A 12,238-nucleotide genomic window follows, 5' to 3' on the forward strand; every position below is an offset into this window, starting at 1 on the left:
TTCATCCACAATGTTTTTTTCAAACAGGTTCCGTTTAATACATAGCTCCCCAAAATTGCTCGCTTTCCCCCACACCCCACACCCCATACCCCACACCCAGTATCCTATCGTGGGTAATGTGGCTTAAGTTGACACCCATGCACGTCGGTGCGCCCCTACATTAACGCCCACCAGTATGACGCTGGCTAGCACCGGGTTGGGGCGTTCCCATCCCTGGTTGAGACACAGACTCATCAATTTCTTCCAACGTCAGGTTTACCGACACTCGGACGGGTGTCCCATCGGGCAGAAACATGGTCAGGTTATAATCAACTTTTGTAACAAAACAGCGAATATACTCCTGAGATCCCCAGGTAAACACATAAGTGGGAGGACGTTTTTCCTTTCCTTCCCCCGACTCGGCAAAATTGACCGCTTTCTCAAACTGTTTCAGATGGCGGAGGACGTTCTCACCTGTCTCATAGGTATCAAAAATAATATCGTTAATCGAGAGGGTAACGGGTTCAGGATAAGCAAAGTTAACCTTGGGTAATCCTCGACCCGTTCGCGCTCCACTACTTTTTGTTAAGTTAATTTGCTGGCTAAACGCCAACTGGTTGGGGTTGAACATGAAATCAATTGTTCCCCCACCATCTGTGGAAATCAGTTGGGCTTTTACCAGTTGTGACATGATCGATTATCTCTGACTCAGTTTTTCCGGAGATTGTCAATGACGCTGAGTTTTCCCGAAAGACTCTTACTGACTACTCTACCAGAGGGTTGAGAAAAGGGCTTACCCACCTGTAAGGTAAGTCCCTCTTAAGTAGTCGGACAAAAGAAAACGGCACGCTCCGGAGTCAGTTTGGTAAACCGCCCTCAAACCCTTACTGTTCCCTGTTACACACCGAGCATGTTGCCGAGCGTGTTACTGAGCGTGTTGCCGAGCGAAGTCGAGGCAAGCCTAGGTAAGTCGAAATAAGCGTTCGACGGCTCGACTGATCGCTCGCCGAAGTCTGAGCGCTCACGCCGAAGTCCGAGGTGTTCCCTAATCTCATCCGTTAACTTTAATTGTGTCCACCTACTTATTCCAGGGTTCAATTAACCTGGTGCGTGATTGGTTTCAGTCTTGTTAAAGATGTTCCACCGGAACATCCCTACGATTACGATGCTGTAGCATCTAATAATTTCACGTAAGCAATGGGGAGAACAAGGGGCCAAAATAACGTCGCAATGCCCACAGTGAGGAAAGATAAGACGTTTTTCTGTGGTGATAGTCCTGCTTCTTTTTTGAGAAAGCGTAACCAAGTGGCTAATAAATAAAGCCCAGTCAACATGTAAACACTAATAAGAAAAAGTGTCATCTTTAAACTCCAGGTATAAATAAACACAATTTGTCCAAGTCTCAGCTATTATATCAGATGTCTATTCAATTTGCTAATTATTACTTGATTGTCTAGTCTATCTGGATGAGTTGTGAAATAGCTATCGAGCTATTCTAGGTTACAAAGCTGGAATCCGGTAATGTTGAGTTTAATTAGATGCACCCTTTGTGAAACAATTTGCCTAATGTTTTTAACTTGGTTCAGCAGAACATCTCTACGATTGTGATACGGTCGTGTTCAATAACCTTACGTAAGCAATGGGGAGAACAAGGGGCCAAAATACTGTGGCGACGCCAATGGTGAGTAACGATAAAACTTTTTGCTGATCTGACATTCCTCTTCCTTGTTTAAAAAAGCGAAACCAAGCGACTAATAAATAAAGCGAAACAAGCGTGTATAGACTGATGATCCAAAGGTTCATAGCAAGACCCAAGATGTAGATGAAAACAGGTGGATCAGATTTTAGATTCTGAGAGATATCTGATCTGATGTGTTTTGACTATTCAAATTATTCTTCATTGTCCAAATGTAATCTGTGTTACTTGTCCTTAAGTCCGGTGATATTCAGATGGTCAACTTGTGAGAGAGCTGAGAGGAAAGTGTGATATTATTTTTTGATTAATATGATGAAGATCACAGTCATCTCTGGGTAACTGGTTTAACAACAATTTACTACATCCCGCTAGGCTAACGCGACACCATAGAAAATAAAATCTAATGTTACTGAATGGTATACTGGTGGAAAATGCCAAAACTACGGTATAGAAAAGGTTTCGGCGATTCCCTAATGCTTATTTCAGTACTATTAATTTTAAGGTGAATGTCAAGGTACAGAATTTATGTCCAGGTACTTACGAACCTAGCTTTAGTTTGAATTTATTGCTTTGAGTTAAAATGTTAAACTCTAAGGGTGATCGCTCTCCCTATTCCCCACGATGGTGATCTGAGTTTTAGAGTTGAGATTGTAACCGCTTGGCGGATGGGGAAAGGATAGGTTTTGTGGGAATGGTATTGGTGCTATCTCGATTGCCCCCATAAATCCGCCCCAAGTAAGCGCTTGATGACTTTATTTCACAGCGTATAATCATTCATCCTGGATAATTTAAACGTCAGAAAGTCCGATGAACAAAACCTGGAATCTTTCTCCGTTAGGACGATATTTTTTCAATGTCTTAGCCCTGACGCTAATTTATATCGCTACTGCCCAAATTTTTAGCCGTCAGACGATTATCCCCTTGATCTGGATTCCCGCTGGAATTAGTCAAGCCGCCCTCTTGTTACTGGGGCGCAATCTGTGGCTGGGTGTGGCTTTGGGAGAGTTATCTAGGGCGATATTGATGGGAATTCCGGGAACGGTTGCGATCGCATCCTGTTTAGGCTGTACGCTACAAGCTTGGTTGGGTGTAACGTTGGTTGAATCCTGGGAGATGCATCCAGGGTTAAATCGTCGCCGGGATGTGGTCAAATTCCTGGTGGGTATGGTTCTATTATCCTCCCTGGTGAGTCCGACTCTTCGTCTGTTGGGTGAAGTTTTGGCGGGGAAATGGGGTGCAGGGGATTGGCTGCGATGGTGGTTGAGTCATGCGATGGGACTTTTAATTGTTACGCCTGTACTGCTGACTCAGGGTTATTCGATGATGCAGTCGGGGGATGAGGGGAATGAGGGAGATGGGGAAGATGGGGGAAATGGGGATGATAGGGAAGTTATGCAGTTTATTCAAAACTTGGGTAAGGGCGGGTTTAGGCACATCTGGCAAGTTGGAGTCTGGCTGATTGGATTGGGAATCGTGAGTGGGTTGGTGTTTGGTGTTTTCTCGATTCCAGCTAGTTCCTCAGTTATTGTAACAGGTGATAGCCTAACGGCTTCTAATCCGATCGGAGTCCAGTTTCATCACCAACTTGCTACTCAGTTAAGCGAGTTGTTATATCAGCCTTTTGTTCAACTTGACTTAAAGTATTTGCTATTTCCGTTTATTTTAGGGTCAGCCCTACAATGGGGTCAACGGATCACAACATTGGGGATTGGTGTAGTCGCGAGTATTGCTTTTTGGCAACAGGCTGAGAGGTTTGAGTCGTTTAATCGGATTATCGTTTCCCAAGATGTGTTTATCGCCATCTTCGCCATAACCGCCCTGATTGTCGCTGCTATTGTCAACGATCGCGCCACGGCTTATCAAGAATTATGCGATCGCGACACCCAGTCTCGTGATATCGTTGCCCATCTCGATCAACAGTTTCAGGAACGAACCGCCGCCCTGAAAGCCGCTAATCGCCAACTCTTAGCCGAAGTGGTGGAACAGAAGCAGATGGAGAAGGCGCTGCGAAAAAATGATCAACGTCTCGCCCTCTTGGTTCAACAAACGCCCCTGGCGGTGATTGAATGGAATACCGATGGGCATATTGTGGATTGGAATCCGGCGGCGGAAACCATTTTTGGCTATCGTCGAGACGAAGCCTTAGGTCATCCGTCTACCCTAATTGTACCTCCGGCTGTCCAAGCTCAAATTAAACAGATTAAAGCTAAACTGTGGTATGACAAACAAGTTGCTCGTTCCTGTAATCAAAATATCACTAAAGATGGCAGAACTATTATTTGTGAATGGTACAATACGCCTCTAATTGATAGCCAAGGGAATCTTATCGGTATTGCGTCCATGGCATTGGATATTACTCAGCGCCAGGAAACGCAAACGGCATTACGAGAGAGTGAGGAACGGTTTGCCCTTGCGATTCAAGCGAATGATAGCGGACTTTTTGATATTAATTTCAAGACCAATACCTACTATTATTCCCCCCAATTCCTGCATCTGATTGGTTATCCCGAAGATCGCGATACTCCCAGCTTTGATGAGTTGATGGCGCGGGTTCATCCAGAAGATCAGTCGATGGTGAAAATTAGCATCGATCAACTTTTCGTTAGTGAACTATCGCAATGGAAATTAGAGTTTCGCATGGTTCACTCCGATGGTTCAATCCCTTGGTTTTTATCGCGCGGATTGGTTCTGCGGGATGAAAATGGTAAGGTGACACGCATTGTCGGGACACATACGAATATCAGCGATCGCAAACAAGCAGAAGCCGCCTTACTAGAGAGAGAGGAACAATTCCGCCAACTGGCGGAAAATATTCGGGAAGTGTTCTTTTTAACCACACCCGATTTAAGCCGCATGTTTTATCTGAGTCCCGCTTATGAGGAAGTTTGGGGACGATCCCGCGAAAGTCTGTACGACCAGCCGATGACCTGGTTAGATAATATTCATCCTTATGATCGCGATCGCGTGGCGGAGGCGTTAGGGAAACAACTGCAAGGGGAACAAGACTTTGAACAAGAATACCGCATTTTACGTCCCGACGGGAGTGAATGCTGGGTTTGGGTGCGGACGTTTCGGGTGTTCAATGACAAGGGTAAAATGACCCGTATCGCTGGGATTGCTGAAGATATCACCGAACGCAAGCATTCCGAGGCTGAACTGCGCCGTCAAACCCTACAACGACAACTTTTTGCCGAAATTACGCTGAAGATTCGCCAATCCTTACAACTCGACGCCATCCTGCAAACGACAGTAACGGAAGTGCGCCGAATTTTGCAAGTGGATCGAGTGGTGATCTACCAACTCAACGCCGATGGTTCCGGGAGGATCATGACTGAAGCCGTGGTTCCCGGTTGGACGCCGATTCAAGGACAAGAAATTCATGATCCCTGTTTTCGGGAAGGCTACCTGGATCAATATCGCCAAGGGCGCATTCGCGCGATCGAGGATCTCTACCAAGCTGGCTTAGAACCCTGCCATATCGAACTTTTACAACCCTTTGGCGTGAGAGCGAATTTAGTCGTTCCCATTCTACAACGAGAGAACCTCTGGGGTCTATTAATTGCCCATCAATGTAGTGGTCCGCGACAGTGGGAAATGTTTGAAATTGAACTGTTGAGTCAACTCGCGGATCAGGTAGGAATTGCCCTCGCCCAGAGTCAACTGTTAGAAGAACAAACCCGAATTAGTCAACAATTAGCCGAAAAGAATTTACACCTGGAACAAGCCCGCCAAGAAGCCGAAACTGCCAATCATGCTAAAAGCGAATTCTTGGCGAATATGAGTCATGAACTCCGCACTCCCCTCAACGGTATTTTAGGCTATGTCCAAGTTCTCAAACGCGAACCTCATCCCACCGCCAAGCAGCAGCAGGGACTAAGTATTATTCAACAGTGTGGGGAACACCTGTTAACCCTACTCAACGATATTTTAGACTTGTCTAAAATTGAAGCCCGGAAAATGGAGTTATGTTTAAGCGAATTTCAGTTTCCCCATTTTCTGGAAGGCATTATCGAAATGGTTCGTATCCGGGCGGACGAAAAAGCCATTGCGTTTCACTATCAACCTCTCTCTCCTTTACCTAAAATTGTCCGGGGTGATGAAAAACGATTGCGACAAGTGCTAATTAATTTGTTAGGAAATGCGATTAAATTTACGGATCAGGGGAGTATCACATTTAAAGTGGGCTATACTTCAGCCCAAGAACCAGCGACAGAAGCATCTAGCACCATGCGCTTTCAAATTGAAGATACCGGAATTGGCATCGCGGCTGAACAATTAAACGATATATTTTTACCCTTCCATCAAATTGGCGATCGAAATCGCCAGGTGGAAGGAACAGGATTAGGATTAGCGATTAGTCAGCGATTAGTTCAACTCCTTGGCGGCGAACTGCATGTCGAAAGTCATGTTGGTCAAGGGAGTACCTTTTATGTTGATTTAGAGTTACCCGCCGTCTCTCCGGATCAAGCAACGGATGTGGTGGAAGATCGAATTATTATTGGGTTTCGCGGTTATCCGCGCAAAATTTTGATTGCTGATGATCAATGGCAAAATCGTTCAATTTTAGTCAACTTGTTGTTACCCTTAGGATTTGAGGTACTCGAAGCGATCAATGGTGAAGACTGTCTCCAGCAAGCGCAACAAGAACACCCTGACGCAATTTTAATGGATTTGATCATGCCAAAACTCGATGGATTAGAAGCGACTCAACGGATACGAGAAATTCCATCGTTACGGGATACCATTGTGTTGGCGATTTCAGCTAGCGTTTTTGGTGAAAAACAACAGCAATCTCTCGCCGCAGGTTGTGATGATTTTATTGGACAACCTATACAAGCTAAAACTCTCTTTGCTACTCTGCAAAAGCATCTCGATTTAGAGTGGATTTATGAATCCGACGATGCACCTAGTAGTGCTTACCCTTCAGAAAGATTACCTGATCAAAATGCCGAGGTTTCGATTACTGCCTCAAAGATTGTTGCACCGCCCCAAAAGGAAATGAATGTTCTTTATGAATTAGCGATGATGGGTGATATTAAAGGGATTAGTGAGCAAGCCGATAAACTTGAACAACTTAATTCGCGATGGGTTCTATTTGCCAAGAAACTGCGCCGTTTAGCCAATGGTTTTCAGGAAAAACAAATTCTAGAATTTGTGAAAAAATACATGAACGATAGAGGGGATTAAAATTGTTTAATTTAGTTTGGTTTGTAGGGGCGGGTTTTACTACTATCGTGTTTTTCTTCACCCAGATGTAATTAAACCCGCCCCAACTGAATGCATAACGAAGGACAAATGACGTAGCTTGCTTCTCGCGACAGCGAGTATGACAAATGACAAATGACGAAGGACAAATGACTAATGACGATTAACAAATTACGAATAAAAAATGACGAATGACAAAGAAACAATTCTCATTGTTGATGATAATCTCACCAACTCAGAAGTGCTGTTAGATTTTGTGAGTGAGGCAGGGTTTCAGGTTATTGTGGCAAGGGATGGTGACAGTGCAATCAAAAAAGCTGAAGTTGAGCATCCCGATATCATTTTGCTGGATGTGATTATGCCAGGAATTGATGGCTTTGAAACCTGTCGGCGTCTGAAAGCTAATCCGGCTACCCACGATATCCCAGTAATTTTTCTTACCGCCCTGTCTCAAACGGCGGTTATCATCAAAGGATTTGAATTAGGCGCAGTTGATTATATTATTAAGCCCACCCAACAGGAAATCGTGTTAGCACGGGTGAATACTCATCTGACGATTCAAAAGCTACGCCAAAATCTGCAAGTCCAAAATCAGCAACTCCAACAGGAGATTCAGCAGCGTCAGGAGGCTGAGGCAAAACTGCAAAAAGCGAATGCTCAACTGAAGCGTTTAGCCACGTTAGATAGTTTAACTCAGGTGGCGAATCGGCATCGATTTGATGAATATTTTAACCAAGTGTGGCGGATTTCGCGACGAGAACAATGGGTGTTGTCGTTGCTTTTATGTGATGTGGATTATTTTAAACTTTACAATGATACTAAGGGGCATCAAGCTGGGGATGAATGTTTGTATAAGGTGGCGCAAGCGATGAAACAGGTGGTAAAGCGTCCCGCCGATTTAGTCGCCCGTTATGGAGGAGAAGAATTTGCGGTGATTCTACCGAATACTCCAGCCCAAGGCGCGTTACAAGTGGGCAAATTTATTCAGTCGAAGCTGACTCAGTTAGGTTTGACGCATCCGCGATCGCCGATAAAAAATTCTGTCACCTTAAGTGTGGGGGTATCTAGCACGGTTCCTTGTCATCAAACCTCTCCGGAAGCACTAATAGCGGCGGCGGATCAAGCATTGTATCAGGCAAAAGAAACGGGACGCGATTGCGCGATTTTTTTGCCACTGGACGATCCTCACTCTCAGAGTGTATGCTCTATACCTTCACCCTCTCGTTCCTCACCCCAGTGATTGGCTGGGGAAGCTATGTAGAGACGTGCCATGGCACGTCTGGGAGTAGAGGAATAGGACAATAGTTAATCTTCTAACAGGAGACAATAAAATAGCTGCGATCGCCAAGTAAACGTAACAGATTGGCAACAATACCCATATATCTGCTCTGGCTTGATTTTGAGGTTGGTGTATCTTCCATGTCAGGCTTATCTTAGTAGGGGGTTTGGGGGAGTTGTAAGACCCACGCTGTAGTTTTAATTCAGCGTTGGGATACACAACTCCCCCAAGTTAATTTTACGGGATTCAATCTCTCTAAAATTAACATTTAATAGTACACCACTAGCTAATAAAATGTTATATAATGGGGGGATGCTGACATTTAACTATAGCTACCGAATCTATCCAGATGCCGCTCAAGAACAACGGTTGATTGAGTGGATGGAAATTTGCCGACGTGCCTACAACTATGCACTAGGGGAGATAAAGGATTGGTGCAATAGTCGCAAATGTTTGATTGATAGATGTTCTCTAGAGAAAGAGTACATCATTCCAGCCGATGCTAAGTTTCCTGGCGAGGTTCAACAGCTTAACAACTTGCCTAAAGCTAAGAAGGAATTCCCCAAGTTAAAAGAGGTTCCCTCCCAAGTCCTTCAGCAAGCGATTAAGCAATTGCATAGAGCCTGGGATTACTTTAAGTCTCGTGGGTTTGGCTTTCCCCGATTTAAAAAGGTGGGACAGTTTAAATCGCTACTGTTTCCTCAGTTTAAGGAAAACCCTGTAACCGATTTGCATATTAAGCTACCCAAACTTGGGGCAATTCCTATCAACCTGCACCGACCCATTCCATCTGGGTTCACGGTTAAGCAAGTACGAATCATTCGGAAAGCCGACCGATGGTATGCATCTATCAATATTCAGTGTACTGTCAGTGTCCCCGATCCAAAACCTCATGGACACCCAATTGGGGTAGACATAGGGCTAGAGAAGTTTTTGGCGACCAGCGATGGAGTTGTTATCAAGCCGCCTAATTTTTTTAAGAAGCTGCAAAGCAAGCTGAAATTGCTGCAACGCAGGCGTAAGCGAAAACAGAAGCGGTCAAAAAACTATGAGAAGCAACGACTCAAGGTTGCCCGACTTCACCACCACATTGATAACATCAGGAAAGACTTTCACTTCAAGCAAGCTCACGCCCTTTGCGATGCTGGCGATATGGTTTTCATGGAAGATTTGGACTATAGAGTTAGCGCCAAAGGGATGTTGGGTAAGCAGATGCTTGATGCAGGGTTTGGTCAATTTCGTACCATCACCCAATATGTGTGTTGGAAGCGAGGAAAGTTTTTTGCTGTTGTTGATGCCAGAGGCACTTCTCAGGAGTGTCCTGAATGTAAAGGTGAAGTCAAAAAAGACCTGAGCGTCCGGGTACATGATTGCCCTCACTGTGGCTACAAAACTGATAGGGATGTAGCCAGTGGTCAGGTAATCAGAAACCGAGGAATAGAGCAAATTAGTACCGCAGGACTTGCGGGAAAGGAAACTGCCTGTGCAGCCGATCTACCGGGGGTTGGTGAAAACCAAAACCAATCTAGGCAAGTGGCGCAACCCCGAAAGGGAGTAACCAGGAAATCTTCAAAGTGATTTGAGGAAGCCTACACCATAATCTTTGATTTGGTGTAGGAGGATGTCACCATCTATTGTTTACCGTTCATGGCAATTTCATCAGGTAATGAACCCTGAACGATGAACTATGAACTATGAACCAAACTACGTCAGCCCCGATGAATGATGAACATTCTAATCAAGGCGTCATCGTTATTGTCGATGATACTCCTCATAATCTCGGTGTCCTCTTTGACTTTTTAACCGATTCTGGCTTCAAAGTTTTGGTGGCGCAGGATGGGCAAAGCGCTCTGCAAAAAGTCGAGTATGCCAAACCCGATCTCATCTTACTGGATGTGATGATGCCAGGGATTGATGGCTTTGAAACCTGTCGTCGCCTAAAAGCGAATCCAGCCACACGGGATATCCCGGTACTGTTTCTCAGTGCGCTGTCTGATGCGGTGGATAAAGTCAAAGGATTGAATCTGGGAGCCGTAGATTTCATCACTAAACCCGTACAGCAGGAAGAAGTTAAAGCCAGAGTGACAACCCATCTGGCGCTCCGGAACCTGCAAAAGCGGCTAGAGGAGCAAAATCTGCAACTCCAAGCCGAAATTCAAGAACGACAACGAGCAGAAGCTTCCCTGCGTCAAGCGGAAGAGAAATATCGCAGTATCTTTGAACGAGCTACCGAGGGCATTTTCCAAGCCACGCCTGAGGGACGCTATATCACCGCGAATCCAGCCCTAGCTAAAATTTTAGCCTATACCTCCCCCGAAGACCTCATGGAACAGGTGAGGAATATTGGCGAACAATTGTATGTTGAACCCACACGCCAGGAAGAGTTAGCCGCTTTAATACAGCGCTACAATACCTTATCCGACTTTCAGTCTCAGGTTTATCGTAAAGATGGCAGCATTATTTGGATTGTGGAAAATATCGATACGGTTAAAGATGAAGCGGGTAAACTCCTCTACTACGAAGGAACAGTATCGGATATTACCGAACAAAAACAAGCTGAAGTTGCCCTGACTCGCGCCCGTAAACGCGCCGAACTCTTACTGTTAAATATCTTACCTCAACCTGTAGCAGAGATGTTGAAGCGGGGTCAACGCACGATCGCGGAGAGTTTTAAAGGGGTGACGATTATGTTTGCCGATCTGGTAAATTTTACCAAGTTTTCTACCCAAACCTCACCGACTCAACTGGTTGAACTGCTGAATCAGATTTTCTCCAAATTTGACCGACTCGTCGAGGAACATGGCGTAGAAAAAATTAAAACCATTGGCGATGCGTATATGGTAGCGGCGGGACTCCCTCGGCGGCGTCTGGATCATGCTCAGGCGATCGCGCAGATGGCGTTAGAGATGCAGCGAGCCATTGATGAATTTAATCACGAAACCGGAGAAAATTTTCGCCTCAGGATTGGAATCAATAGTGGGCCTGTCGTCGCGGGTGTGATTGGCATTAAAAAGTTTAGCTACGATTTGTGGGGTGACACGGTGAATACGGCTAGCCGCATGGAGTCTCATGGCTTACCAGGTCGCATTCAGGTAACACAGGCGACCTATGAATTGCTCAAAGAGGAATACGAGTTTGAGGAACGCGGTGTGATTCAGATTAAAGGTAAGGGAGAAATGACAACCTATTGGCTGCGGGGTAAAAAAATTCAGTAGACCGAAACATTTTCGGTTAAGTTCGTTCCGGGAGCGGAGAAGCCGTGATCTAAACTTCTATATTTAGTGTTGAAATGATTAATATCAAAACTGAAAACACTAGATATAGGATACGCCTAACTTAAATCTTAGACTGAACCCGCAAGCTGGGCGAAAAAAATCCGGCGTTGGAGAATGACAAATCCGCGATCGCGCTGATGTTTAGCTTTGATAAGTGATCATGAAAATATGACCCAGCCTCATCAACCTGTGTTACTATCTGGAATAATATTCACTTTATTTCGATCTCCTAATGAGCAAGGTTCTGGTGTTAAACGCCTCCTACGAACCGCTCAATGTCACCAATTGGCGACGAGCGGTTGTTTTGATGCTCAAAGGCAAAGCGGAACAGATTGAACACAACGGCAAATATGTCTATCCAGAGTTACCGCTTCCCACCGTTATTCGCTTGCGCCATTACGTTCGGGTTCCTTACAAAGAAATTCCCTTAACCCGCCGCAATATCCTCTATCGTGATAGTCATTCTTGTCAATACTGCGGATACACGGGTGATGATTTAACCCTCGATCATGTGATTCCCCGTTCTCGACATGGGGGAGATTCTTGGGAAAACATTGTCACCGCCTGTGTACGGTGTAATGTCAAAAAAGGCAACCGAACCCCTAAGGAAGCCAACATGATATTACGACATCAACCCCGCAGACCCTATAGCAGTTTGCACTTTGAGGTGGCTAAACAGGTTAAAGGCGGAGTCCATCAGGAATGGCGAAAGTATGTGATTGGTGTTTAAGATCCCTGAAAAAATTTAATTTCAGATATTGGGCTATAAGGTATAAGAGTGGGTTCCAATGCCCATTCAATCAC

Annotated in this window: 7 protein-coding genes; 5 read left to right on the forward strand and 2 right to left on the reverse strand. The window is 45.0% G+C overall.

Annotated features, from left to right (window positions below; translation table 11 throughout):
• Positions 1–160 precede the first annotated feature (160 nt).
• The gene (locus RIG66_RS27200) at positions 161–670 is read right to left on the reverse strand and encodes a CIS tube protein (RefSeq protein WP_446382207.1); all 510 of its coding nucleotides are present in this window, start codon (positions 668–670) and stop codon (positions 161–163) included.
• A 469-nt stretch (positions 671–1,139) separates the two neighbouring features.
• Positions 1,140–1,340 (reverse strand): hypothetical protein, encoded by a 201-nt coding sequence (locus tag RIG66_RS27205; protein ID WP_446382208.1) that lies wholly within the window; start codon positions 1,338–1,340, stop codon positions 1,140–1,142.
• Between the two features lie 1,142 nt (positions 1,341–2,482).
• Between RIG66_RS27205 and RIG66_RS27210 the strand changes: the two genes are divergently transcribed.
• From RIG66_RS27210 to RIG66_RS27230, 5 genes are all read left to right on the forward strand, one after another.
• Positions 2,483–6,862 (forward strand): PAS domain S-box protein, encoded by a 4,380-nt coding sequence (locus RIG66_RS27210; RefSeq protein ID WP_446382210.1) that lies wholly within the window; start codon positions 2,483–2,485, stop codon positions 6,860–6,862.
• Between the two features lie 202 nt (positions 6,863–7,064).
• A complete protein-coding gene (locus RIG66_RS27215; RefSeq protein WP_446382211.1) occupies positions 7,065–8,120 on the forward strand; it encodes a diguanylate cyclase domain-containing protein in 1,056 nt (351 codons plus the stop codon).
• 351 nt (positions 8,121–8,471) lie between these two features.
• A complete protein-coding gene (locus RIG66_RS27220) occupies positions 8,472–9,737 on the forward strand; it encodes an RNA-guided endonuclease InsQ/TnpB family protein (protein WP_446382213.1) in 1,266 nt (421 codons plus the stop codon).
• Positions 9,738–9,853: 116 nt separating this feature from the next.
• On the forward strand, positions 9,854–11,374 hold the full coding sequence (locus RIG66_RS27225; RefSeq protein ID WP_446382215.1) for an adenylate/guanylate cyclase domain-containing protein: 1,521 nt from the start codon (positions 9,854–9,856) through the stop codon (positions 11,372–11,374).
• 292 nt (positions 11,375–11,666) lie between these two features.
• A complete protein-coding gene (locus RIG66_RS27230) occupies positions 11,667–12,164 on the forward strand; it encodes an HNH endonuclease (protein ID WP_006105078.1) in 498 nt (165 codons plus the stop codon).
• Positions 12,165–12,238 lie beyond the last annotated feature (74 nt).

It is taken from the genome of Coleofasciculus sp. E2-BRE-01 (genome assembly GCF_040221695.1).
Taxonomy (GTDB): Bacteria; Cyanobacteriota; Cyanobacteriia; order Cyanobacteriales; family Coleofasciculaceae; genus Coleofasciculus.

Coding starts and splice junctions, on each gene's coding strand:
- RIG66_RS27200 (WP_446382207.1), bottom strand. CDS start 670: ATGTCACAACTGGTAAAAGCCCAACTGATTTCCACAGATGGTGGGGGA.
- RIG66_RS27205 (WP_446382208.1), bottom strand. CDS start 1,340: ATGACACTTTTTCTTATTAGTGTTTACATGTTGACTGGGCTTTATTTA.
- RIG66_RS27210 (WP_446382210.1), top strand. CDS start 2,483: ATGAACAAAACCTGGAATCTTTCTCCGTTAGGACGATATTTTTTCAAT.
- RIG66_RS27215 (WP_446382211.1), top strand. CDS start 7,065: ATGACGAATGACAAAGAAACAATTCTCATTGTTGATGATAATCTCACC.
- RIG66_RS27220 (WP_446382213.1), top strand. CDS start 8,472: ATGCTGACATTTAACTATAGCTACCGAATCTATCCAGATGCCGCTCAA.
- RIG66_RS27225 (WP_446382215.1), top strand. CDS start 9,854: ATGAACCAAACTACGTCAGCCCCGATGAATGATGAACATTCTAATCAA.
- RIG66_RS27230 (WP_006105078.1), top strand. CDS start 11,667: ATGAGCAAGGTTCTGGTGTTAAACGCCTCCTACGAACCGCTCAATGTC.